This window comes from Vibrio sp. QJM3NY_21, from assembly GCF_057785975.1.
Genome location: NZ_CM173514.1, coordinates 1036332 through 1063259 on the forward strand (window position 1 = coordinate 1036332; position 26928 = coordinate 1063259).

19 protein-coding genes are annotated in these 26928 nt (G+C 43.5%); 13 read left to right on the forward strand and 6 right to left on the reverse strand.

What is annotated here, in order from left to right; translation table 11 throughout:
* The first annotated feature begins 3 nt into the window (after positions 1 to 3).
* The 10 genes from AC3CID_RS20185 (at position 4) to AC3CID_RS20230 (ending at position 14520) form a co-directional block, all read left to right on the forward strand.
* Positions 4 to 366 (forward strand): hypothetical protein, encoded by a 363-nt coding sequence (locus AC3CID_RS20185; protein WP_016793662.1) that lies wholly within the window; start codon positions 4 to 6, stop codon positions 364 to 366.
* Between the two features lie 2 nt (positions 367 to 368).
* Positions 369 to 1718 (forward strand): HlyD family type I secretion periplasmic adaptor subunit, encoded by a 1350-nt coding sequence (locus AC3CID_RS20190; RefSeq protein WP_488527316.1) that lies wholly within the window; start codon positions 369 to 371, stop codon positions 1716 to 1718.
* Positions 1719 to 1721: 3 nt separating this feature from the next.
* Positions 1722 to 3953, forward strand: a complete 2232-nt coding sequence (locus AC3CID_RS20195; RefSeq protein WP_488527317.1) for an ATP-binding response regulator — start codon at positions 1722 to 1724, stop codon at positions 3951 to 3953.
* Complete coding sequence (locus tag AC3CID_RS20200; protein ID WP_488527318.1) at positions 3928 to 5355, forward strand: TolC family protein; 1428 nt, start codon at positions 3928 to 3930, stop codon at positions 5353 to 5355. The genes AC3CID_RS20195 and AC3CID_RS20200 overlap by 26 nt, the downstream gene beginning before the upstream one ends.
* The gene (locus AC3CID_RS20205) at positions 5345 to 6931 is read left to right on the forward strand and encodes an ABC transporter transmembrane domain-containing protein (RefSeq protein WP_488527319.1); all 1587 of its coding nucleotides are present in this window, start codon (positions 5345 to 5347) and stop codon (positions 6929 to 6931) included. Before AC3CID_RS20200 ends, AC3CID_RS20205 begins: the two co-directional genes overlap by 11 nt.
* Positions 6928 to 9066: an ATP-binding cassette domain-containing protein gene (locus AC3CID_RS20210; RefSeq protein WP_488527320.1), complete on the forward strand. Its 2139-nt coding sequence runs from the start codon at positions 6928 to 6930 to the stop codon at positions 9064 to 9066. Before AC3CID_RS20205 ends, AC3CID_RS20210 begins: the two co-directional genes overlap by 4 nt.
* 109 nt (positions 9067 to 9175) lie before the next feature.
* Positions 9176 to 9550: a hypothetical protein gene (locus tag AC3CID_RS20215; RefSeq protein ID WP_114635421.1), complete on the forward strand. Its 375-nt coding sequence runs from the start codon at positions 9176 to 9178 to the stop codon at positions 9548 to 9550.
* Between the two features lie 214 nt (positions 9551 to 9764).
* Positions 9765 to 12965 (forward strand): response regulator, encoded by a 3201-nt coding sequence (locus tag AC3CID_RS20220; protein WP_488527321.1) that lies wholly within the window; start codon positions 9765 to 9767, stop codon positions 12963 to 12965.
* 9 nt (positions 12966 to 12974) lie between these two features.
* Positions 12975 to 13451 (forward strand): hypothetical protein, encoded by a 477-nt coding sequence (locus tag AC3CID_RS20225; RefSeq protein WP_488527322.1) that lies wholly within the window; start codon positions 12975 to 12977, stop codon positions 13449 to 13451.
* Between the two features lies 1 nt (position 13452).
* Positions 13453 to 14520 (forward strand): porin family protein, encoded by a 1068-nt coding sequence (locus tag AC3CID_RS20230; RefSeq protein WP_488527323.1) that lies wholly within the window; start codon positions 13453 to 13455, stop codon positions 14518 to 14520.
* 137 nt (positions 14521 to 14657) lie between these two features.
* Here the strand turns inward: AC3CID_RS20230 and AC3CID_RS20235 are convergent, their stop codons facing one another.
* The 3 genes from AC3CID_RS20235 to AC3CID_RS20245 all read right to left on the reverse strand — a co-directional run bounded on the left by AC3CID_RS20235 (position 14658) and on the right by AC3CID_RS20245 (position 17811).
* The gene (locus AC3CID_RS20235) at positions 14658 to 15068 is read right to left on the reverse strand and encodes a phosphate ABC transporter substrate-binding protein (protein WP_488527324.1); all 411 of its coding nucleotides are present in this window, start codon (positions 15066 to 15068) and stop codon (positions 14658 to 14660) included.
* Positions 15069 to 15077: 9 nt separating this feature from the next.
* On the reverse strand, positions 15078 to 16214 hold the full coding sequence (locus AC3CID_RS20240) for a porin family protein (RefSeq protein ID WP_341634115.1): 1137 nt from the start codon (positions 16212 to 16214) through the stop codon (positions 15078 to 15080).
* Between the two features lie 130 nt (positions 16215 to 16344).
* On the reverse strand, positions 16345 to 17811 hold the full coding sequence (locus AC3CID_RS20245; RefSeq protein ID WP_054546955.1) for a methyl-accepting chemotaxis protein: 1467 nt from the start codon (positions 17809 to 17811) through the stop codon (positions 16345 to 16347).
* A gap of 621 nt (positions 17812 to 18432) precedes the next feature.
* Here AC3CID_RS20245 and ggt point away from each other — a divergent pair.
* Positions 18433 to 20163, forward strand: a complete 1731-nt coding sequence (ggt, locus tag AC3CID_RS20250; protein WP_488527325.1) for a gamma-glutamyltransferase — start codon at positions 18433 to 18435, stop codon at positions 20161 to 20163.
* Between the two features lie 229 nt (positions 20164 to 20392).
* Here ggt and AC3CID_RS20255 read toward each other — a convergent pair whose 3' ends face one another.
* Positions 20393 to 21451 carry a HEAT repeat domain-containing protein gene (locus AC3CID_RS20255; RefSeq protein WP_488527326.1) on the reverse strand — a complete coding sequence of 353 codons (1059 nt, stop codon included), beginning with the start codon at positions 21449 to 21451 and terminating at the stop codon, positions 20393 to 20395.
* An 87-nt stretch (positions 21452 to 21538) separates the two neighbouring features.
* Entirely contained in the window at positions 21539 to 22870 is a 1332-nt protein-coding gene (locus AC3CID_RS20260; RefSeq protein ID WP_488527327.1) for an anaerobic sulfatase maturase, read from the reverse strand.
* 136 nt (positions 22871 to 23006) lie between these two features.
* Between AC3CID_RS20260 and AC3CID_RS20265 the strand changes: the two genes are divergently transcribed.
* Complete coding sequence (locus AC3CID_RS20265) at positions 23007 to 23795, forward strand: formylglycine-generating enzyme family protein (RefSeq protein WP_054546959.1); 789 nt, start codon at positions 23007 to 23009, stop codon at positions 23793 to 23795.
* A 148-nt stretch (positions 23796 to 23943) separates the two neighbouring features.
* Positions 23944 to 25626 carry an alkaline phosphatase family protein gene (locus AC3CID_RS20270; RefSeq protein WP_488527328.1) on the forward strand — a complete coding sequence of 561 codons (1683 nt, stop codon included), beginning with the start codon at positions 23944 to 23946 and terminating at the stop codon, positions 25624 to 25626.
* 140 nt (positions 25627 to 25766) lie between these two features.
* Here the strand turns inward: AC3CID_RS20270 and AC3CID_RS20275 are convergent, their stop codons facing one another.
* Positions 25767 to 26861, reverse strand: a complete 1095-nt coding sequence (locus AC3CID_RS20275; RefSeq protein ID WP_029221937.1) for a substrate-binding domain-containing protein — start codon at positions 26859 to 26861, stop codon at positions 25767 to 25769.
* Positions 26862 to 26928: the final 67 nt, after the last annotated feature.

Below are 26928 nucleotides of genomic sequence, written 5' to 3' on the forward strand. Positions count from 1 at the left end.
GGAATGATGATAGACATGACGAGTTTGCTGCGTTCAATCGACAACAACCACAAAGGGCTTCAATTGCTATTAGGCGATTTTTATAAGGACTTTTCAGACGCAGCGATCAACATAGAGACGCTCCATAAAAGTGACCGTTTTGATGAACTCAACAACTACTCAAAGAGATTAAAGACCATCTTAACTTTACTGTGCGATCAAGACTTGCCACCCAAAATGGCCAAGTTGGAACATTTGAGTAAGCACGAATTCCCTGCACCAGAAGATCTTTTAGAGGATGTAAAAACTGAATTGCACAACGTCAATCGACAAATCAATCACTTGTTGGACATTAAGGAAGTAATAGATGACAAGTCATCGAGGTAGTCATGAGCAATAACCAAATAGAACATCACTTAAGAAAAGCGCTCGTTTCTAATAATGAGGCTTCTAAGGTCACAGCTGATGACACGATTGTGCTTGCAAGTGCCATGACCAGTGTTCACAAAACGTTGCTCATCATATTCCTACTCGCTTTAGTCGCTATCGCCGTGGCATCACAAGCGCGTATCGACATCGTCGTGTCTGTACGTGGTGAACTGTTGTTGGAATCTGACGTTGAGAAAGTTCAACACCTAGAAGGCGGAATATTAGAAGAGATGTTAGTCCGAAAAGGAGAAGTCGTTTATGAAGGACAGCCGATCGCACGAATACGCTCACTAGACCGCAACACTCAACTTGATACCGTGAATACCGAAATCACTCAGCTAGAGCTAGACAAAATTCGTTATGAAAGCCTACGCGACATGGTAGAACCAAACTTCGCTTCTTATATCGAAAAATTTCCAGAACAAGTTCAGGTCAACATGAATACGTGGCAACAAGAGTTTTCTAAAAACCGCTCCAACGAAGAGCTCATTACCCATGATATTAAACACAAAAACTCTCTGATTAAGTCGATGCTTAAGCGTCGTAAAAGCTCAGAGAACCAACTATCGCTCATTCGCAAACAACTCAACATTAAAAACACACTTTATAAAGAAGAGATGGCGTCTTATGTCGACGTTCTCAACATGAAAGTACAAGAATCCAATATGGTGCGTGAGATTGAGAACCTTGATGAGTCGGTCATGAATGAACGTTTTCAGCTCGACAAACTGGAAAAGCAACACCGTGACTTGGTTGAGAATCGAAACTCCGAGTACCAAGCACAAATCATTCAAGCGAATAAAGATCTCAAGCTAAAACGTATCTTACAACCACAACATTCCGACAAGGTTGATCGACTGGTTGTCTACTCACCAGTCGATGGCGTGGTCGACAAACTGCACTTCAATTTCCGTTCAGCTGTGATTCCGCCAGGCGAGAGTATCGCCGATATTGCCCCAATAAATAATTCGCTACACGGCGAAGCGAAGATTCCACGTAAAGACATGGGATTTGTTGAAATTGGCCAAGCGGTGAAAGTCAAAATGGACACCTATAACTTCGCAAAATATGGATTTGTTGAGGGAACTATCGCCTCAATCAGCCGTTCATCCTATGAAGAAGAAGATGCTGAATTCTATTTGGCAGAGATTGAAATTGACCGAAACTTTCTTGAACGAGGAGGCACTCAATACAAATTATCACCTTATATGGAATTTACCGCCGATGTAAAAACAGGCTCGCGTCGTGTGATCGAATACGCAGCGAAGCCAGTGATGTCAGCCATCGAAGATGCTTTCGATGAGAGGTAATCAATGAGCGGAAAACCTTCATACAATATTTCTGTACCCGCCCTACGACTGAGCATATTGTTTAGCATCGTACTGGCTGCGCTCGCTTTCTATTTATACTTTTCTTGGTCAAAAGTAGATTCAGTAGCGCAAGTGCAAAGTGCCCCACTGCTCATACAAGCTCAGAAGCTTAATCAGACCATCGAACAAGATATTCAAACTCTGCAGCAGTGCTTAAGTACCGACACTTGTGGTACTAACGAGTTCAATCTAGTTAACTTGAAGCGTGAAATAGATGAATTTCGATCTTTAGCCTCTTTGAACAAAACTGAGTTCAGTTTGGTTGGAGCAACTGAATACACGCAACTGGAATTAGCGATTAACCGCTTCTCCGATAGCGCTAAAGCACGTACCGATGTACTCGATTTATATCTATCACTGACCAACAACTATCTACAGATGGATGACAACTACCGCACCATGTTTAACAACCATGCGAGCGATTTGATGTCTGAGAAAAACGAGTTCTTTGTTTGGTTGTTTATGGTGGTCGTAATACTGGCCGTGATAACGGTTCTATCTAACGCAGTCGCCATGTTGAAGCTGAAAAAATCCAGCTCTAACGAACGCGAAATCGACTACGAGTTCGATGCACTGTATCAAGAACTAAAACAGTTAGATTTACAAAGGCTTGAAGAGCTTCTTAATGAAGTGAGTATCAATCCCAAACAGCGTCAGATCTACTCCCATCTAAAACTGATCTTCAGTAAACTGGAAGACCAAAAGCGCAATAACGATCTCTACAAACAGTTGTATGCACTCATCGGCTATGAGATTCGCGGAATCACCAATACGATTAACGGTGGTGTCCAGTATCTCGTTCAAGAAACCGATGAAAACGGCGTGTTGATGGCGAAGGACATTACCTCTGCATGTAGCACCCTATCTGAGCTAGCAGAAAACTATAATCGATTGATTTCACAGGGTACGGAAAGTAAGTCGAAGGAATTCTCTTTACTTAGCGTGTTGTCTGAATTGATGATTCATATCAGCGCCAAAGTTCAGAGGAACGAAGGTCAACTTGACTGCTTTATCTCTGACAATTTGCCGAATCGAGTGGAAGGCCAATCCACCAGCTTGTTCTGGATATTGTTCCTGCAGCTTTCTAACGCCATCCAACTAAAATCAAACAAGAAGTTGTTCGTGACAATAGAGTCTGGCGCCGCTTCGGATATGGAAAATACACGTGTCACCATCAACCTTAATTTCCTTTCAACGTTAGATGTCTCTGTTGCAAAGCTCAATAAGCTCCATTGGAGCGATCATAAACACCATACCGCTAACACAGACGACTTAGCGAAAAGCGTATTAAAAGATTACGGGTATTACGAAAGTCACTGGTTCCAATCGGGTACACAGGAACGTTTTCAGATCGAGCTTGATCTCAAGGCGAAGAATTTCCATACAGAGAAAACTCGCTTCGACGGCAAGCGTTTACTGCTTTGCGCCAATACACAAGTTCGTATCGATGTAATGAAGAAAATGCTCAGTAACTTGGGGCTTGATATCACTGAAATCCGCACTGCAAATGAGTTATTTTCAGCGGCGAAGACCTTTGGTGAGTACGATGCCATCATGCTGACCGATACATTTGAACCCAACAAGCTGCCATCACTGAGCAAAACGGTGAAATCTCAACTTAAGAATCATCCAAATACCAAGCTGTTGCTGTCTGTAACCAATACTCAGCATGCACAAGAGTGTCACAGCTTCGTCGATAAGATCATCAACTCCCCTGCGATTCCTTATGAGTTTATTCCGAACTTACTCACCATTATGGAAGCAGAAGCATCAGAAGAGCAGATGGAAAACAGTTCATTCCTTATCGTAGAGGATGACCGAGTTCAACAGATCTTACTTAAACGAATTTTGACCAAACAAGAGTATGAACCAGACACGGTTGGCGATGGTGCCGACGCAGTTGAGCACTTCATGAATAAACGTTCTGACATCATCTTCATGGACTGCATTATGCCGGGTATGGGCGGCATTGAAGCGACCAAACGCATTCGCCAGTTTGAACAAGAGAACGAGAAAAACCCTTGTACCATCATAGGGGCAACCGCATTGACCAGCAGTAACGAACACCAGGCTTGTATTGAAGCCGGAATGGATTACGTGATCAGCAAACCTTACAAAAGCGACCAAATCATCAAGGTGATCAACAAGTATGTGGCTGTACAGAAACTTAACTAGCAGCATTATGGCTGCGCTTGCATTCAGCACGATACCTTCAGCATCGGCGACGACCCTGCTTGAGGCGGTCGAACTCGGCCTACAAAACAGCCTGTCTCTTCGCGCCAGTGATAAAGGTGTGGAAGAGAACGAATACAACATTGGGATCAGCCGATCTAAGTTTCTACCTTCGCTTAATGGCGCTGCCGACACGACATGGAATGAGAATGAAACCTTGTTATCAAGTGTGCCTGATGAAACCTCAAGCTATAACTCAAACAGCTACAGCCTTTCTCTTTCCCAATCCATATTCAATCTTGGCGACATTTTTAAATACGGGACGGCAAAGCTCGATTTCAATATCGAAGAAGTGAAGCATGAGAACAAAATTCAAAGCACTATTTCGGAAATCGGTTCACAGTATTTTGAATACCTGAAAAACAACGCTCAAATCAAAGCGACTAAGGTTGAGCTTAAATCGTCTGAGACTCGTGAACATCAGATGCGACGTAACGTAGAGCTAGGAAATACAGCGGCCAGTGAACTGTACGAAGTTATTGCTCAAAAAGAAGGTGTGTCGAATCGATTAAGAACCTTGCAGAAAGATCGCCGTGTCATTCTCAACGGGCTATCCATTCAGATTCAGTACCCTATCACTCCATCACAAGATATATACGAAAGTGTGCCTTTAAAAGAGATAAACGAAAGCGAACAACACTCAATCATGGATCAAGCATTAAAGCTCAACAACGACTTGTTAGTGGCGAAGAAAAACGTCGAGAGAAGCCGTAGAAGCTTAAAAGAGAGCGGTACAAACTTCTTACCTACCGTGTCGCTTTCAGCCAGCTATCGTCATGATGACACCAATAACTACAGCACGGCGAGTGATCCAACACAAACTGGTGAAAGCAACTCTACCAGTGTTGGCTTGAATCTAGCATTGCCTATCTTATCTGGTGGCTCTGATTACTATGGATATCAAAAATCATCGACGGCGATTGAACGCACCGAACTGCTTTATCAAGATTCGCTTTACACCACCCGTAACAGCGTGAACACCTCTGTGCTCAACATTAACGATTTTTCGCAATCGATAAGCAGTTACGAGAACATCATTCGCGCCAACTATGCGTCTTACAAAGGTATTCAAAGGGCATACCAGTTAGGCACCCGTACAATCACCGATTTACTTGCCGCAGAAAGTAAGCTTTTCAGCGCCTTAAGAGATTATGAAAGCGCACGATACGACTACATCATCGAAACCATCAAGCTTGAGCAAGTTAAGGGCGTGCTCTCGATTCAATCGATAGAAAGCATCATGCAATTGATGAGTGATATCGAAGGACGAAACAATCAAGAATTAGTGCCTAAACACCTTCTCTCAACGGAGTCGTTGAAAACAGGAGGTCGCAATGCAAACTGAGCAGTTTTCTCAAAAAATCAATATGGCAGATAAGTGTTATCTGACTTTCTCTACGATAATTTCCACTCTATTTGGCTTGGTACTGCCCTTCTCTATTCTGATCATTTTCGACCGAGTATTACCCAACCAAGCACAGGATACTCTGTTCTTATTATTCGCGATTATCTTGATTTCCGTCTTCCTCGACTATCACTTAAAAAATCAGGAGGAAAAGATATCTTCCGTCATCATGAGGCAGTTTGAGACCAACTTAACCAACAAGGTCTTCCAATCCATCTGTTTGGCTGAGATCTCCAAATTCCGCCGTTTAGAACCGGGGGAATACCTAGAACGGATCTCAACCATTCCTGAGCTGAAAACCTTCTTTGGTGGCGAGTCGGTTCGAGCGCTGATCAACCTTGCCGTCAGCGTAATAACCATCCTTATTATTGGCCTCATCAACATATGGGCTGGCGTGACGCTTCTGATTGCCTCGCTCATTTTAGCTATTTTCGCTTGGAGCCTTTCTAAACAAAAGATTGGCAGCTTACAGAACAAGTCCGATATAGAGGGCTTAACGACGTCCAAAATCATTGAAATCATTTCAAGCCCGCTGGATATCAAAGCGCGAAACATGGAATACCGCGTTGAAAGCCTGATGACACAAATGGTCGAGGAACGTGAAGTTGAAAACATCAAATACGAACAGATTGAATCGAATTTTGGCTTGATCTTAGCGCTCATCCAACAACTCTCAATTGCTTGTGTTGTTGTGGTATTGGCAACAGCCGTGATCAATATGGAGTCAAGTCAAGGCATAATGGCCGCAATAATCATGCTGACCAACCGTTACTTTGCGCCCTACCAACAAGTGATGCGTACCGCGAGCCGTTGGGAATTGAACAAGCTTCACATACAGCGTATCGCCGAGCTTCTTGAACTGGCCGCGTCTGTTGAACATCAACATGAGACAACGGAAGTAGAACGTATTTCTGTTAAATATTCTGAAAATCAGCGTATTGAATTTGAACTCGGACAAGCTTATTTACTGACAGGGAAAAGTGGCACAGGCAAGACCCATCTCGCCAACTGTATTACGCGGCAGAATAGCGATAACAAACTGGATATCATGATTAATGACACGCCTCTGGATGACTTGAACTACAACGTATGGCGTAACAGCGTGCTGATGGTCGATAAAACAAGCTCGTTCGTGGAAGGAACCATTATTGATAACCTAACCTGCTTCCGACCAAGTTTGAATAATACGGCGTTTGCACTGTGCGAGACCATGAACATCAAGGCACAAATCGATGGGCTTCCTGCTGGTTTTTACACAGAACTCAAAGGCCACATGCGCAATCCATTCTCACGCCAAGTAGGTTACGCTTTATTATTGGTTCGCGCCCTGCTCGCCAGTAAGCGTGTATTGATATTTGATGATATCGATTGTGTCTATGATGAGGAATTTGCACGAGTGGTGCTCACCAGTACCGCCTATCGTGCCAATGACAAAATCCTAATCATCGCCAGTAATAAGATGGACAAACTAAACCACCGCCTCAAACGCGTAAAACTTACCGGAGGTGATCAATGAGCATCCTAGTTGACTTCAACAATGTTCCGCAGCGGGTGTTGGACTTTGAAGCAAGTGGTTATGATGAACGCTACAGTCAGTCACCGCTGATTCGTGGCTTAGCTTACACCCTGATAGCACTGGAATGGGAAGGCACGCCGTCTATTCTCAGTGACGCTTTTATTCCTAAACAAAAAGACAGCGACAGTTTTACTGCGACTATAGAGCGTCTTGGATACCGTTGTGATGTGACCAAGCTAAAAACTCTCGAGAATATCGATCAGTACCCTCACCCATGCTTTATTGAGATAGAGAACCTTAGCGCCATTTTCTTAGGTACTAAGGATGGAAAGTTGCTCCTGTTTGATTACACGAACAACAACACCATTGAATACCCAATGTGTAAAAAGCCCTGTTTGCTGATTTCGATTAGCGAATATTCTCGTCTATTCCGCGAACCACCGCCGGAATCGCAAGACAGAAGCAATTGGATAAAATACGCTTTCTATCGTTATAACAACGAACTTAAAAGCTTGATCATACTGAGCTTCGTCATCAGTATACTGGGCGCGTTACAGCCCTTCTTTATTATGAGTGTGTATAACTTCGCGCTAACTTCGAGTTCTCAAGCAACACTCTATTGGCTAACTTTATTTGCCATCATTGTTGGCTTCTCTGAATACTTTTTTAAGAAAATGCGCGTCAACATTATTGCGACCTCCGGTAAAGATCTCGCGGTGCACATCTCACAAGCCGTAATATCGAAACTTCTATGGCTGCCCTACGCGATGACATCAACCGCTGGGGTTTCGTCTCAGTTGGCTCGTTTGAAAGATATCGACACCTTCCGACGCTTAGTGACCGCAGAATCAACGCTTAGCTATTTTGATATGCCGTTTGTAATTGTATTTATCATCGCCATTGCCCTTATGTCGGGTACGGCAGCGCTTGTAGTGATGGGTGGCTTAATCTTGATGTTGGTGTTCTGTGTGTATTCTCGCTATATCTACTCGCAAGCCACATCCAAAAGCTCGCGCGCCAATGCGATGGTCTCGTATCAATGGAATGAAATCCTTCGTGGTATCAAAACTATCCAAGGCCTTCCTTTACTTCGTGTCGTTCAATCTCGTTTCAGTGCTTCACATATGCAAAGCACCAGTGATGCCGAGAACGTTGCCGTGACTAACAGTAAGATTCAGGCTGCTGGCGGCAGTTTGATTCAGGTGATTGGTACTGCAAGTATCGTGACCGCAGTAATCGGAGTAATGGAAGGGACTTCTGATGCTGGTGCGATGCTCGCGACAGTGATATTGGTTTGGAAGGCGTTAGGTCCGATCATGGGTATCTACAACTCAATTTCTAAATTCCAGTCGATTAAGGCTTCATCAGCACAGATAAACAATTTGATGTCGATGAATGACGACAAGCTGACTTTAGAAAAAAGCCCGCCTATTCGCCTGTTCCAAGGTAGCATTGTGGGCAGTGGTGTGAGCCACCGTTACACAGGCGCAGCAACAGGCTTAACCAACCTTGGTTTCAAGGTGCCTCCTAGTGCAAAAGTCGTTATTTGCGGCCCTACTGGCTGTGGGAAGACAACACTCATCTCTATTATTGCTGGCTTAGAAGATCGTTATCAGGGTGCCGTATCTGTCGATGGTTATAACATTAAGCAGTTCAACAGCTATCGCTACCGCACATCGATCAATTACATCCCTTTCAATCTGCACATTTTCGAAGGCTCTTTAGAGACCAACTTCATTTTGCACAATGGGTTGATTCCGAAAGAGAAAATGCAGGAAATGGTGAGCTTCTTCGAACTAGACGAATGGCTACCAGAAGGATTGGCAACGCAATTGAGTGTCGATAAATGCAAAGGCCTTCCCAATGGTATTCAGCAAAAGCTGCGTTTGGCGCTTGGTTTAGGCAACTGTGAGCAATCTCTGATCATCATTGATGAACCCTTTAATGGGGCTGAAAATGAAAACGCGCAGTATTTTAACCGGTTGTTCAGCGATAAGTTGTTGAACAAAACAGTCATTTTTTCAACCAATGATCCCGGTTTGATCGCCACTTCCAATATGAGTTTGGTTCTAGAGCCTGACGGGAATCTTAAATATTTTGGCTTAACAGACAAATACTTAAACAGTTTAAGTTAAACACAGCGATGCTTACTCACAGATTACTCGTTCGATAAATGGATGTAATTGACAAAAACATAAGTGAGAGAGATGATTCGCTCTAAAATCACCGATAACAAGGAAGCAAATGTACACATTCGTTGCAGACAAGCTTGATGTAGCTTACTTATCCGCAATTCCTGAAAACCATCAACTTCAGGACTGCGATGTTCCTGAAGAGGAAATCGAACTTCGAGAGATCGTTGAGGTTTGGTATGAGTGTGCCTTTCTCCCTGCTTTCAACCTTCAGAAAATCGATATCGAGAACAAAGCTGAGCTAACCGTCGTACAAACACATGTTTTGAGCAACGATACGAGTACGCTCGCTTTCCTACTCAAAAACAGAGTGTACCGCGCTGCACTGAATAGAATGCTTGGTATTTGGGCGTTAGAGCCCTCTGCAAAAACGGTGTTAGAGCAACTTCTGTTTGAACTAAGTCTCGATAAAAAGCGTCCTCATTAACTCGCTTTATAAGCTATTCATCAATAAGCATAAAAATTAAACCGACTGACAATCGCTATAAGTTGCTAGTAAGAGAAGATATTTCAAAATAAGCTGTGGAATCACAAGAACTTATACCCCTCCCACACTTCCATTAAATTTACCGTTTCAAGGTTTCCATATCCGCATTTTTATTCTACTGTTTTTATATAAAAACAGTTGGATGGATCCTTATATGGCGATTACGGTCTGGAATAACCTTTCAGTCAAACATAAACTCTTTGGCTTAGTTCTACTTCCCATTTCACTACTGCTCTTTCTAGCAGGCAGACAAGCGTATATTTTAACGACTCAGTTAACCGATTTTGAACGAACCAATCAGTTATCTGTGTATCTTCAAGATATTTCGGTCTTATATCGGAGCACTCTGGCTTCTAGCCCTGAAGAATTCGCGACACAAAGCAGCCAAGTAAAGGCAGAACTAAAAACGCTTTCTCCAGCTATATTTTTAAACACCTCTGATGAAATGAACCAATTGGTTGCAGACTTCAGCGAAGCGACTCTATCAACGATGGAAGCGACTGATAGTTACGATAAATTGGATGCACTTGAATGGCAGAGTGATTTGTACAAACAGTTGCTCCTTGAGATAGAAAAAGTCCCTTTCGAAAACACCAAGCGTGAAATTCAACAGCACCTCACCGCGTTACAACAGCTTGAATGGCTGATGTTTTGGTCAAATGAAGAATTTAAACTGGGTACCTCATTGATTGAGATATTCCAAAATAGCCAAGAATACGATCCAGAACTCGCTGAACAGATCGAAACTCTGAGTGAAAGACAACAACTGTTCCTAGAACGCTTTGTGTCATTGAATGCCAACGAACATCAAGTGTCATTGATGGTTGAAGTGTTTAGAAACGATGTATTTGCTCAAAGCCAAGAGATCCGCAGCGCCCTACTCGACCTAAACGCAATCAGCCAACTGACGCCACAAGAGATTTCAGTCGGATTAGAGGCTATGAGTGCTCGACTCAGCTTATTGCAAAGCCTCGGTAATGTTATCAAGCAAGAGTTCCAACAGGAAGTTGAGCAAGCCATCTATGAAGCGCAAATCCAACGAACACTGTTTATCTCCATCGTTGCTTTGCTCGCGACCATTGTAATGGGATTAACCCTAAGCTTGGCACGACAAGTCACCAACAATCTGAATTTGGTGTTAGCTTTCTTGAAAAGCGAAAATGATGAAACTCGACCTTCTTTGGATAAGCTGATTCAAGGCAAAGACGAACTCAGCCTATTTGCTCAGCAAGTTGAACGGTTGACCATCGAGCGAGAACTTGCAAAAGACAGGCTTACGATAGCGAAAGAAGACGCTGAGCGAGCCAAAGAAGACGCTGAAGAAGCGAAAGATCATGCAATACAAGCTAGCAAAGCGAAAAGCAGCTTCTTAGCCAATATGTCTCATGAAATTCGTACCCCACTCAATGGCGTTATTGGTATTTCCGAGATTCTTGCAGATACCCCACTCACACCCACACAGCGTGATTATGTGGATACGATTGAAACTTCATCCCAACTGCTACTGAGCTTGATCAACGATATCTTAGACTTCTCGAAGATTGAATCTGGCATGCTGTTAATCAGCCCGCACTCGGCGTCGATTAGAGAATCGATATACGACATAGCCTCTATTGTTGCGCCAAAAGCGAAAGAGCAAAAAATATCGGTTAACGTTGATATCAGCCCAGACACACCTGCACGCGTGATGATCGACGATCACCGCTTAAGACAGATCCTAATGAACTTTATGTCGAATGCAGTGAAGTTCACGGCAGAAGGTGGCGTCACATTATCAATCCAAACGCTCGAACAATCTGACGATAATGTCACCATTCGATTTGCCGTTCGCGACACAGGTATTGGTATCGGCAAGCAACAACAGAAACAAATATTCGAGCCCTTTGCTCAAGAAGATGACTCAACTACACGTCAGTTTGGCGGTACTGGTCTTGGCCTCGCCATCAGTACACAGTTGGTCGAACTGATGGGTGGCCAGATTCAGCTCGATTCAGTTAAGGGTAAAGGCAGCTGTTTCTACTTCGACTTAGAATTACCCGTTGACATAATGCTACCTAAACCAAGCACGGCAACCGCTGACATTTATATTCTGGGTAACGAGAGCATGCTTTCTACACGAATAGAATGCGACCTTAACCTTTATGGCTTAAAGGTAACTCAGCGAACGAATAACTCTTCCGCGATGACCGAACAACTCGCGACTCAGAAACACAATAAACCGATTACTGTCGTTTTCGCTGAAGATGATGCATTCCTAGCTAATACCCACGCAGATAACTTAGCTAAGCTGCACCAAAATGGCATCACTATCTGTTTGATACGTTCTTTCTTAAGTGAGCCTGCGGATCTTGGCGACAGCGTTACTGCACAAGTCGCACAACCCCTACTAGGCTTACGTTTAATTAAAGCTATTGAGCTCTGTGATACGCAGGGTTTGGCTGAGCTTTCAGAGGCAAGCCAACTACCTCTAGAGATCCAACACAAAATCCTCATCGTCGAAGACAACAAGATCAACCAAAAAATTGCTGGGCTTCATGTCGGTAAAAGTGGGTTTGAATTCGAGTTCGCTAATAATGGTCAGGAAGCGGTGGACATGTTCACCGCAAACCCTCATTACGCAGTGATACTGATGGACTGTATGATGCCCGTCATGGATGGCTTTGAAGCGACAAGCAACATTCGACGCGTTGAAAAAGAGACCAATGCCACGCGTCGTATCCCTATCATCGCCTTAACCGCCAGTGTGATTGATGATGATATTCAAAAGTGTTTCGACGTAGGTATGGATGACTATGTACCAAAGCCATTCAAATTTGAAATGCTAAAAGAAAAAGTACTTGCCGCCGTTGAAGCGATGCCACTTCCTGCTGCCTACAAAACTAAATCTACGAAAAAACCCACGACCGTAACACCGATTCTTAATGCTGCGGCTAAGCGAACATTGCCAGAAGAAAGAGTACAAAACACGGTTCCGAGTAAATCTGAAAGAATACTGCTCGTCGAAGACAATCGAGTTAACCAAAAAGTCGCTTCTGTGATGTTAACAAAGGCGGGCTACGCGTTTGAAATCGCCGACAACGGGCAAATCGCCGTCGACATGTACCAAAACGACAGTAGCTTCGACATTATTTTAATGGATTGCATGATGCCCGTTATGGACGGCTTCACTGCGACCAAAGAGATCAGAGAGCATGAGAAAAACCTAGGCTTAAGCAAAACTCCTATCATCGCGTTAACCGCCAGTGTTATCGACGATGATATTCAAAAGTGCTTTGATTCAGGCATGGATGGTTATGTAGCGAAGCCCGTAAGAAAAGAAAAGCTATTCCATCAAATAGAAAGTGCGACTTGTTAGGAGATACCCATGGATTGGATTAGAACAATAAAAACACTTCCCCGCAGAGTCATGTTGCCAGTCGCGGTAGGGCTATTAGGAAGCTTGCTTCTTCTCAGCCCTGCTCACGCCGCTGAAGATTATGCCATATTTTCTTTAGATTCTGGTTTTGAAGAGATATCAATAAACAAAGCCAGAAAGCTGTATCGAGGAAAAACCAAACGCCTTAACGGCAAGCGTGTAGAACTATCAGATTGGCCTGAAAACAGCACCGAAAGAGAAGATTTTTATCAGCTGTTACTTGGGAAAAATGCAGCTCAAATGAACGCGCACTGGGCTGGCTTATCTTTCTCAGGGAAAGCGCGTTATCCAAGAGAGATCAAACAGGCCTCAGCTGACAGCTTAGTTAATTGGCTGGACGACAAACCAAATCGTATTGGCTACTCACCACTCTCTTCGGTTCCTCAAAATGCCAACGTCCTATACGTTATAAGTTCGGAGAAATAACATGAAAAAAATAATCACGTCAGTGCTATGTGCTTCAATCGCCTCTCCGGCCTTTGCCATTATTGAACTTACCGATAATTTGTCATTAAGCGGATTTGGCTCTACGTCTTGGGCAAAATCAGATAACGACAATCCTTTAATCATTAACCGCGGTTTTACTGATGAAAACTGTTATGACTGTGATACCACGTTTGGGGTTCAGTTAGACTACTTCTACAACTCATTCAAAGCTTCTGTGCAAGTTGTCAAACCACCTCAGTATGATTGGAGTGATCCTCAATTAGAGTGGGCTTACGTCGGTTACGAGTTTAATGACTTCGATGTCAGTGTTGGACGCTTAAGGCTGCCACTGTTCCTTGCCTCTGAATACTACTATGTCGGTCAAGCCTATATGACGGCGAGACCCCCTACAGAGGTATATAACGCCGTATTAGGTATCACTGCCTTCAATGGTATCAAAGTGAGCTGGACTCATGATGTAAGCGATGAAGCTACCCTACTACTCTCTCCGTTTTTCGGAATTAAAGATAACAATGAAGTCGACTTCAATTCGACAACTGAGCTTGAATTTGAAACCAATCGAATGTTCGGAGCGAACCTGCAGCTTAGTGGTGAAGATTACCGTTGGAACTTATCTTTCCTAGATTCAAATTTTGATCAAACGGTTAAAATCAAAAACATTGGCTCTCTTCCAACAGATGACAATCAGCATATCCAACTTTGGTCTTTGGGTGCAGAATATGAATTTGGTCAAGCTGTGCTTTCAAGTGAGGGGCAAATTAGCGACTTCTCATCATCGATGTATGCAAGCCTTGGTTATCATTTGGGTCAATTTACCCCCTACCTTGTATACGGGGCGCAATTCGACGCCAATGAACACTTAAATGGTAACAGTTATCTTATTGGTGTGGACTACGATGTACTACCAAATGTATCTATCAATGGTGAAATTCAGTACTTTGAAGCTCGTAAATCAAGAGGTGCCTTTATCGAAGATTTCAGTTCACTCAATACTTTTGATGACAAAGACACGATGCTTTACACCGTCATGTTGAGCTTCGTGTTTTAACCCACGATAAAACATCGTGTCCATTCAGAACATTGGTCAGCGCTACTATTAGTCATCAAGAACAATAGTGATTAAAAACAAAAGCCCAAGGTAATCAAATCACCTTGGGCTTTTTAATGCTGGTAAGTAAGCAACGCTTAGTATTTAAATAACACTTTCACGTCACCTGTTACAGCGGTTTCGTCGACATAACCAATTGCGTTGGTTTTTGAAGCAACCGTTGTGATTGCTTCGTTGTAGTCTGCAACCTGGATTGGCGCTTCAGCTTTACCAGTAAAAACGAGTCGAGACCACGCTGATTGAAGTTGTGATTCGCTGCGTCCAGTTGCCACCTCATGAAAGGCTAATCTACCTTCAGAGCCATCAGCCAGCTCGATGACCTGTGCTTTAGTACCATTCGATAGCTTGCTTTTCTTACCCATGAATAACTTTTTAACGTCAGATTTAGATAAAGAATCAACGCCAGCATTATTACCAATCACTACCATTCCAGCAGAAGCGTTAAATGAAAGAACCGCTATGGTTATTGCTGTCAGTAAACTTTTCATGTGGCCTCCTTAGAATACGAAATCAAGACGTGCTGAATAGACAATAGAGCTGTCTTCAAGGTAGTTACCCGTTGCAATATATGGGTTTACTGTTGTTTCAACGTTGCTTTGGAATCCACCACTAGTATCGCGGTAATCCACATACGTCACATCCGCTTTTAAAGACATGTTCTTAGCAAAATCCCAACGGCTACCAACAGAGTAAGAAAGACGCTCGTAATTCATCGACTCTTTAATAGCCGTCGTAGTCATGTTTTCACGTTCTTCGTTGTCTGTTGTTTCAACCCAGCTAACGGAAACGTAAGGTGTAAATTCATTGATTCGGTAACCGACCAAGCCAGAAACCGATTGATAGTCATAAAACTGCCCTTCCAATTGAACATCCGCAGCTTCTACATTAACTAAGAGATCACCATTGTCATATTGAGCACCCAAAGAAATGAACTGACCATCTTGGCTATCTAGCATCGCACCCAATTGACAATACGGGTCTTGTGAATTTTGGAAATCACAAGAAGGGTTTGACTCAGCAACAAAATACGAACCTCGGAAAGTAAAATCATCTACATTCCAGTTAGCGCTAATACCAAACAATTTATCCAGTTTCACTTCACCAACGATTGAATCATCTTCATCGATAGTACCAATCCCAATGACTGGCTGAAGAAGAATACTTGAGTCTTCAAATTCAATTGGAATTAACAGATCTACACCTGTATAGCCTTTCAAGACGATATTTTCATACAGCTCCTGAGAAGGTCTGATCATTGGATACGCATAGCCAAGGTCGGTGTAATCTGAGTAGAAAAACAAAGGTAAACGCAACTTACCTGCTCGAGCTGTGAAAGCCTCAAAATCATAAGAGGCATACGCCATTTCAATTTTTGGCTCATAATCATAACGGCTGTTTGCAACGATTTGCGTCACGAACTTAGCACGTTCATTTACTTGAAAATCAAATTGTAAGCCTGCTAATGTCTCTTGCTCCCAATCTAATTTTTCATCTGTGTAACCCGCATAACCGATCGCGTTATCTGACTTACCGATGCCTACAGAACCAAATCCACTAATTCGAAGATCATCCATGTTTGCAGCATTTGCTCCAAACGCCATACTTACTAGGGCAGCAACCACTGTCTTCTTCATAACTAACTCCAATTGTTATGTGATTTTTCGTTTTTTATATAATTGTTTTTGTATAATCAGCCCATATTTGGGCATACTCCCGCCCTCCTTAAGGCGTAGCCAAAAGGAAGAGGGAATGATTCTAGGGAACTTAACTGACTTTAAAGTGGCCAGTTAGTGTTGAAAGATTACGAGTCACTTTTTGAATATCTTGCGCCACGGCGTCCACTTGCTGAACACTGTTACTGGTGCCTTCTGCCATCTTACGAATTTCTTCGACAAACGTTTCGATACGAGTGGAGGTTTGCTCTTGCTCTTCAGTCGCAGCAGCAATACTTTCGTTTCGTTGGCTAATTTCAGTGATATCTGATGTGATTTTTTGTAGCGAGTTCTCAGCTACCAGGGATTTCTCAACGCAAGTTTCAGCTTTTTTAACACTATCTGAAATAATAGACGATGCAGTTTTAGCTTGGTCTTGCAACTGTAAGAGTACAGATTGAATTTCTTGTGTAGATGATTGAGTTCTTGATGCTAACGTTCTTACTTCATCAGCAACGACAGCGAAACCACGGCCTTGTTCACCAGCGCGTGCAGCTTCAATTGCCGCATTGAGCGCAAGTAAATTGGTTTGCTCTGCAATCGCGCTAATCGACTCAAGTATTGACCCAGCACTTTGTGTGTTGTCATTTAACTGTTTAACCACTTGCGATGCATTACTTACATCATGCGTTAATTCTTGTACGGCTAAAATCGTACTCTTGACTTGCTGTTCTCCTAAGCTTGCTTGCTCGCTCGCACTGGAAGCTGAAGTCGAAGCATCATTAGCGTTCGTAGCGATTTCTCTAGCGGCAAGAAACAATTGGTTTAATGAGCTTGATACTTCTTCAATAGAGAGGTGCTGCTTAGTCGACAACTCACTTGTTACTTGACTTGATTTCACAAGTGAACCAGAGATCGTGTCCAGCTGAGTAACGTTACCTATAGTGTGTGTGACGTTCTGCTGTAAGTGAGAGACAAAGCTATTGAACGACTCTACTAAAGGTTTCAGTTCGTCATTTTTTTCATGCTGCAGACGAACCGTTAAGTCTCCATCTCCTTCAGCAATATCACGCATTTTGTCACTGATATTCGCGAGATCTCTACGTATACCTTTCACCACAAACCAACCAAAGATACACATCGCAAGCATGGCTACAGCACCAGACACGCTCATGATTTGGTTAGCTTTTTTATTGTTTGATTCTAAATCTTGTACCGCGCTTTCAAACTCTGATTGACGAGCCAAAGAAAACTCATGCATACCCAAAGTAAGCTCATCTAAGATTGCGGTGCTCTGTTTTGCAAGACGCCCGGCTTCGCTAAGGCTGATCTCTTCATCTATCATGCCTTGAGCAATTCGGTAAGCTAACTCAAAATATTGATTGGTTTGATTTTGCAGAAGTGCAGATGAGCTCTGTAACGAAGGATCGAGAGAGATTTGAATGTTGAAGTTATTTTGAATCTCAGCAAGAGTTTGCTTGTTCATCTCCAAAATCTCTTCATCGCCTAGAGTCACTGCCAAATTAAAGCGCTCAGCTAATTGAGAAATTAATACACTATTCAATGAAGCCGCATTCATAACCGGATAAGTAACTTGGTCAATTCGATTAACCTGCTGGGTGTTACTGGTTAACGTATCCCCTCCGACAAATAGAATACTAGTAAATCCTACTAGCGACACTAAACATAAAGCCAAAATCCTATTTTTGATCGATAGTGTAAACATAAGCTCCCTTTGCTAAACAGTATGGCGAACCGCACATATATTTTGAACAATAACAGATCTGACCAGTATATCAATCTGTTACAACGAAAATAGTGACAGAAATGTTAATACTATTTATAAACCATCACATAAACGAGAATAACCATATAAATCAGTGGGTATAATTGAGTGCTTTATTAAAAACAAGTTCAACATCAAACTGCACACCTCATCATAAGACTGAAATTCATCATGTTCCAAACTCGCTTTAGTTATTCATGAGTGGGGATTTCACGATAGTTAAATCAATATTAAGAACCCAAGTTTCCTCTTACATTTAGCTTCGTAATAAATTTGAACCACAAAACCCTCTACTATTTAATGGTTCTGTCAGCAGCGTCAGCATTGTGTAAGAAGGCTGAAAACTCACGAACTTCACCGCCTTTATTCAATCAACCTAAGAGCGAATAAACAGATACCTTAAACGGAGAACGCATGCGAATAGCGACTTTATCTTTAAGTTTGGTTTCAGCGGTCGGTTTCGCGGCTGAGCCAAATCCTTTTCCAATTACGCCAGATGAAACTGGCGAAGAGTTTATGGTAAGTGCAACGAATCCATATGTAAGCAGCACTGGGTATTCGGTACTCAAGCAAGGCGGTAATGCGGTCGATGCGATGGTGGCGATGCAGATGACCATGTCGGTGGTTGAACCGGATATGACAGGGATTGGCGGTGGTACTTTTGCGCTGTTTTATCAAAAAGACAAAGATCAATTTCTCGCACTGGATGGGCGTGATGAAGCGCCCTCAAGTGCGACTCCAAATATGTTTATGGAAGATGGTAAAGCACTCAGTCGAAATGAGATTTTAGGACCAAGATCTGTTGCCGTTCCCGGCACGCTTCGTTTGCTCTATAGCACTCATCAACAATACGGAAAGCTACCATGGTCTGAGCTTGTTCAACCCGCGATTGAACTGGCAAGCAAGGGTTACGCGATGAACAGCTACACCTACGACATCGTGGTTCGTGAACAAGAACGATTGATTGAAGATCCAGAAATCGAAGCCCTGTATTGGAGTGACGACCAAATCAAACCAACCGGCACATTGATGAAGAACCCAAAGCTTGCTGACACTCTTAGCAACATTGCTCAACAAGGCGATAAGTACCTTTATGGTGGCGAGTTTGGTAAGCACATCGTTGAAACTGTGAACAGCAGAATCGATGCCGACCACGCAAAGCTCTCTATAGAAGATTTTGCACAATACCAAGTCAAACAGCGTGAGGTTATTGAAAGCGACTACCGAGGCAACAAGATTGTCTCGTTCGGTTATCCAGCCTCTGGTGGCGTGATGGTTGCTCAAAGCCTTGAAATGTTAGAAGCTTATGACTTAGCCGCCATGTCTAAAACTGATGTTGAACCTTGGCGCTTGATGACTGAAGCCATGAGAATCGCCAAAGCCGATCGCATTGCGTATGCAGGTGACTCAGATTACATTGAAGCGCCAATTGCTGCCCTACTCGACAAAACCTACATCGACGAGCGACGTAAGCTCATTCCGGAGAGTGGCATTGCGAAAACAAAACCGAAAGCAGGCAAGCTATCTGATACCGATTACGCTCAATATCAAGGTTTTGAGAGCCAAGATACAGGGCACATATCTATCATCGACAAAGACGGTAATGCCATTGCAATGACCAGTACCGTCGGCACAGGCATGGGGTCAGGGGTAATGGTCGACGGCGTGATTCTTAATGCCCAAATGGCAAATTTCTCCACCAAACCCACAATAAACGGTAAACCGACTCAAAACTCTATTGAAGCAGGTAAGCGACCTCGTTCCGCGATCACCCCGTTAATGGTTATGGATAAAAAAGACGACCTGCGTTTAGTGGTAGGTTCTCCTGGTAGCTCACAAATTCCGGGGTATGTGTTAAAAACCGTGGTTGGTGTTTTAGATTGGGATCTGTCTGCGCAGGAAGCAATTGACCTTCCAAACATCCAATACGGCACCAAGATAGATCGCACCAAACCTTATGACCCAACGGGTTTATTGGTCGAGAAGAAGACTTACGCTGAAATGTTGGTTCCAGAATTTATGCAGCTCGGTTATCCAGTACATGTTATTCCTGTGGTCAGCGGCTTGAACGCCATTGAAATCAAAGATGGCAAAATTCATGGAGCAACAGACAGACGTCGTGCATCTAGCTCTATGGGTGAATAATTAGGCGAAATGAGCCAAGTAATATAGGTGACTAACGATATAGGTGACTAACAATATAAGTGGACAGCAATAGAGATGGGTAAGTAATGAACTTGCCCACTTTTTTCTTTTCCAACCTTTGTTTTGTCTAAGCATTACGTGAATACAAAAAAGCCAGTCGAATATATCGACTGGCTTTAAAGTTTATGCGCTCAGATAATCTAAGTTTATGTACGCGGTTAATCTAAACTTACGAGCTTGAGCTCACTCGTTTTTCTTCTAATTGCTCAATAACATAGTCTGGTGCGACTTTACCTAGCTCTGTCAGGCAATCATCAGTTTTTTCATTACCGTAACGTACGTAGATATCACATACCGCGTATAACTGCTCTGGAGAACCAGAGATCAAATACGCTTTCTCAAAAGATTTAGTCGACTTGTCGATATCCAACTCTTCTTGTAGTACCCCATTCAGATACCAGTAGTAGCTGTTATCTTTTGCAAGTTCTGCTGCCACTTCAATCTCTTTGGCTGCTGCTGCCTTGTCTTCAAGGCGAACCAAAGTTAATGATTTAGAATAGTGCATCGCTGCATTGTCCGGCACGTTCTTCAAACCACGATCCAACACCTCGACCGCTTGTTGATCTTTATTCTGAGCTCGGAAGTTATCCGCGTAGCTCAGCCAAACTTGAGGGTCTTTCCGGTGAGTATTAATCAACTCAAGATAAATCGTTTCCGCTTTATCCCATTCATTGTGCCAACGGAGCACGTCAGCGAACAACAATTGAAACTTTTCAGATTCTTGTGATTCCAAGAATGTGATTAACTCAGCGACGGGTTGTTCAATTTGTGCTTTCTGTTCTTTATCTAACGTATTGTAATCACGTACTAAGTTCGATGTTGCTGAATGACGAACCATAGAATCTGTATCGCTCAGCAAAGGCGAAACTAACGCCCAACGGTGCTCAAGTTGATATGGTGAAGAACCGATAATCGAAGCCTCACGAACTTCAGGGTTTTGATCTTTCAAACCTCTTGCCACCGCCACCAGCGCATTCTGACTTGGGTATGAAGCAAGCTCTTGCAGTGCACCAGTACGATTTTCAACAGATTGGTTCTGATCTTGTGCCATGTAAGACAACTGTTGAATACGGGTTTGAGTGTCCGTCATTTCGAGCACTTGATTGATATTTTTTGCCGGTGCGTCAACAGTTTGCTGAACGCTATTCGCTGCCATTGCTGACGTTGAAATCAATGCGGACGTTGAAACTAATAGAGCAACAGCCGTCGCTAAACTCTTCTTCATCATAGTATTACCTTAAACTGGAGAACTTAGCCTGTCCTTAGACTCGTATCTGATTAAATTTGTCTTGGACCTGTTGTCCCAAAAAACGAGTTAAAACTTGGTCTCGAACGTAGTTTGTTGCGCCTGTTTTGCACGATGTGCCATCAATATTGAGTCACTGAATTTGCCATGAGCAACCGGATGCCCCATCGCACGAGCGATATAAGCCATCGACTTGTCGACATGAGAAAAGAACTTATGCCAACCTGCACATAAGTAGTTCAAGCCCGGTTCACCGGCACGAGTTTTGATAAAGCGGTTTTTAGGACATTCACCATGACAAGCAAACTTGTAGTCACATTGCTGGCACTGACTGGTCAATGTGCGTGATTTAGCGAAACCAAATTTCTGTTGTGGCGCGCTATACGCCAACTCATCAAGATTGTCGTGGTGGATGTTGCCGATTTTGTATTCTGGGTAGACATAGTGGTCGCATGAGAAAACGTCGCCATTTGGCTCCATTGCTAAGCCCTTTCCACATATCTCATTCAGAGTACAAAGCGGGTTAGGACGCCCTATCCATGTTTCTAGACTGGCTTCAAAATACTGAACGAACACTTTACCGATGTCGTTCTTCGCCCACTCATCAAATACAGAAATAAGGAAGTTACCCCAAGCCAAGTCCGACACACACCACGATTCCATGATCGAGTCTTTATGGCCGGGGATCAGGCGTTTATCGCCTTGTTTGAGCTGCTCGCTCACTTGGGATGTTTGTGGCGCAACCGTTCGGAACGTTTTCTGTTCAACGATAGGAATAAACTGCATTTGCGGTGACTTCACCACATCACGTAGGAAGCGATACACCTCAAGTGCATTTTGACTGGTGAGGTTATTCACACAAGTCAGCGTTGCGAACTTCACTTGGTGTTTGTGGAGTAGCTCCACAGCCGCCATCACTTGTTTGAATGTGCCACGGCCTGCTCTGTTAACACGATACGCATTGTGCAGCATTTCAGGGCCATCAATACTCAAGCCGATTAGAAAATTGTTATTTGCTAAGAATCGGCCCCAGTCGTCATTCAATAATGTGCCATTGGTTTGCAAATCGTTTGAGATCAACACACCTTGAGGTCGGTACTTTTTCTGTAGCTCAACCACTCTTTCGAAGTACGCTAAACCTAGCATGGTCGGTTCACCGCCCTGCCATGAAAAGATAATTTCAGGCGTATTTTGACCTTCGATGTATTGTCGGATGTAGGTTTCTAACGTCTCATCATCCATTCTTGGAGAACTGCCTTTCTTGTACTCCAACAAATCTTGCTTACTTAGGTAATAACAATATTTACAGTCAATGTTGCACGCTGCGCCAATTGGCTTAGCCATAACATGCAAGCGTTTAGACGCTTTACCATTGTATTGTGGACCTTGAGTAATGTGCATGATTTACCTACCTATCTTAGTGTCTGTAGCCATCATAATGCCTATTTCAGTCAGTGGCATGTTATACCCTTTATAACCAATAGGAATGACCTTAAACGTTAAAATTGCCCTCTATTTCGAACATTCGAGGCACGTGATGAAATTTTTCAATTACAAACAATTAGCGGCGATCAGCAGCGTCACCATGACTATTTTCCTAAGCGGCTGTGCGAGCGTGCCTACACACCCTATCGCTCAACAAATCGACCAAGAAATGGTGCTAGTTGAAGGTGGTACATTCACCATGGGTTCGAACGATCCTGAAGCGACCAAAGCAGAACGACCAGCGCGAAATATAACTGTAGATAGTTTCTACATTGCGAAGTTTGAGGTAACTCAAGAATTGTTCGAATCGGTGATGGGTTCATCTCTCAGTTATTTCCAAAACCCACAAGTTCCGGTCAATAACTTAAGTTGGCAACAGGCGAACTACTTCGTTGAACAATTGAACGAACTTACGGGTGAAGAATATCGTCTGCCGACTGAAGCTGAATGGGAATTTGCAGCGAAAGGTGGCAACAAGAGCAAAGGCTATACTTACAGTGGTTCCAATAACTTAGATGATGTTGCGTGGTACTCAGCAAATTCTAAAAATAGCGCACATCCAGTCGGGCTAAAGAAGCCAAATGAACTAGGCTTATATGACATGACCGGAAACGTGGGTGAGTTTGTGATTGATGCCTTCGATGACACCTTCTACCGATTCGGTCCAACAGACAATCCTAACAATGCAAAACACAGCGACGTTGGTTTATCACATAAATCGGTTCGCGGTGGCAGCTTTGCTTATGACGAAAATGAATCTGAAAGTTACCGTCGCGACTTCGCAAGCCAATCGATCACTATGTCAGATATGGGCCTGCGTTTAGTTAAGGATACGAACTAACTAAAGATGCCGACGGTTATGACTCAATAATCTTCACAAACAATCCTAAAAATACGATTCGCACTGTACAAACATTAGAAATCTAACCAAATGTTGGAAATCTGACCAAACCTTAGAACTCTGCTGCAATACTGAATAAGGAAACTCTATGCAATACACCAAGCTTTCAGGACTTACACTCGCGTTACTCTGTGCCTTCCCTGTTTCGGCTGCGGAAAAGCCAGATCTAGTCCTTCAAATCACGGTAGATGGCCTGCGCGCAGACCTAATCGAACGATATAAGCACAACTTCGGTGAAGGCGGTTTCCGGTACTTAATGGATGATGGTACTTACTACACCAATGCGAATTACCAACATGGCAACACGGAAACGATCGTGGGGCACGTGTCGCTCGCAACAGGTGCGCCACCGAGCGTACACGGCATGGTAGGTAACGTTTGGTATGACCGTAGCGAAGAGCGTTTGGTGTATAACGTAGAAGACGGTAACTACCAAATGTTGACCTCTGGCGCGGGTGTCGACAAAGCAACAGAGATCGACCCAACGCAGAAGACAGCACAGGGCGATGGACGTTCTCCTGAGCCAATACTTTCCACCACGTTTGGTGACGAGTTGACGATTTCCAATAGTGGCAAATCAAAAGTGTTCGGTGTATCAGTGAAAGATCGCGGCGCCATCTCACTCGCAGGCCATAGCGGCAAAGCGTTTTGGTTTTCGAAAGCACAATCTGAATTTGTTACCAGTAACTATTACTACGACGAATATCCAGACTGGGTATCACGTTGGAATGAGAAAGCCATTGCGAGCCAGTACTCTAAACAAAGTTGGGAACTTTCTTTACCACGTGAGAAATACACCCTTCAAGAACACAATACTGACCACAAGGTGAAGTTAGGTAATTTTGAACGCACCTTCCCTCACCCTTATGGCCCTGCAAGTTACAAGTACTACAGCACAACGTTAACCGTTAGCCCGGCTGGTGATGAGATCACGGAAAACTTTGCAAGCACACTGTTGCTGCAAGAGAAGCTAGGCCAAGGTGACGTGACTGATTACCTGTCTGTGAGTTTCTCATCAAACGACTACGTGGTGCACCTGTATGGCCCTGAAAGCTTAGAAACAGAAGACAACCTAATTCGACTTGATAAGACGATCGCCAAGCTTCTTAAAACCGTTGATAACCAAGTCGGGCTAAAAAATACATTAATTGTATTGTCTGCCGATCATGGTGTCCCTGAATCTTCACCTGCGGCAAATGCGCTTGGCTTCAATCAAGCTCAATACTTCAATAAAGACACACTGCTCTCGAGTGGCGTAGAAAAAAGATTGAAGGATCAATTTGGTTTATCCAAAGACGCCATTCGCTTGTATGCACAGCCTTATATCTATCTGAATCACGATTTAATCGCAGAGAAGAAACTTGACCTAGCTAAAGTGCAGGAAGCGATCGCCGATGAAATAGCGAAAGTGAAAGGTGTGGCGTTTGCAGTATCAAGCAGCGATATTGCAGCCAACCGAGTGCCTGATACTCACGTGATGCAGCTAATCAAAAACAACTACCATCCTGCTCGTTCTGGTGACGTGTATGTGGTATTTGCACCGCGTAGTTACATTAACGACATGGAAGGCCTTCAAATCGCGTCTACACATGGCTCGCCATGGAAGTACGATACGCACGTCCCTGTAATCTTCGCAGGCTACGACGTTGAAGCTCAGAAGATCTCGCGTGCAATCACGCCATACGACATTGCGCCAACACTTTCGAACAAACTGGGTATAACCCAACCAAGTGGCTCTATTGGAGAGGTGTTACAAGAGCTCACTGAGTAGACTATATCCCTAAGGTTTCGTGATCTAGATTTCGAATCCAGAACCCACTCAATAAAAGAGCCGCTTATTATATTCAGACTGATTCAGTCGAAACAGATAAGCGGCTCTTTTTGATTGATAAAGGACAGATCGAATCGAACCTAGTTCTTACCAGAATATCGAAACGCTTCTCTGGTCAGCTGATCCAACTGGTCATCATTCATCTTGTTGTGCACAACCGTGATACGGCCTAAATAAACCAGTGGGACTTCTGCCTCACGCTCTTCCAAGTGAAACTTGATCGCCTCGGCAGTTGCCACACCAAGGTCATCACTCATTCTCATTGGAGTCGCATCCAGTTCATCCGTACGAATCTTTTCAATCTCTTTCGCTGTACCGCCCCAACCTGTCACATAAATTTCAGACAACATGTCGGCATTGTTTAATGCATCCACCGCTCCCATGGTCATCGCAGTATTGGCATTGTGAACCATGGTCACCTCAGGGAAATTACCGAGCACTAAACGGATTCCATCGGCACCGCCTATCTTCTGGTATTGCCCAAAATGCTCATACACTGTTAGCCAATCACCTTTCTCTTCTACGCAATCAATGAAACCTTGCGAGCGTTGAGTATCGGTTATTCCCGGTATCCCACGATTCGCAGAAAATTCCACGTCGTTGCCGAGCTCTTTCACCACATGGTCACACAGAACATCGGCCCCCATCGCGCTTGAAAAATCGAACCAGCTATCCGGTTGATGTTTCCATTGTTCATTAGGCGTGTGAAAAGCCCAAATAAAGGTTTTGAACTCTGTCGAAGCAGACAGTTTTTGAATATTCTCAGCTTGAATACCCAGCTCAGAAGGGCCGAAAATAACGAAGTCGTAAGGGGTTTCAGAGTTCAACACTTGTTCGGTGTATTGGGTCTGCAGTGAGTGCTCAATTTGCCTTGAGGTAAACTCGCTGATCTCAAATGGTAACTCCAAAGCGACGAGCCTTTGCTTCAATGCTGTGTAATTTCTTGTCCAAAAGTCAGAAATATCTGCACTTGGGTAAATTAATGCAATTCTTACCGGTTTTTCTACCGACATTGGAGCCAAAAGAATCGGTTCGCCACTCACAGTCTCTTGAAATTTTTCGAGTTTCTGAGCATCAGCCTCCACCCTTATACGGTCGGACTTGGCGTACAAAGGGAGGGAAAAACACGCTGTCAGTAGGGTTAGCAAGACGTTTTTACAAATTTGACCCGGCATAACTGTTACCAAATGTTTGAATGTTTATTAACATTATTATAAATATAGAGCGATTATAAATTAAAGC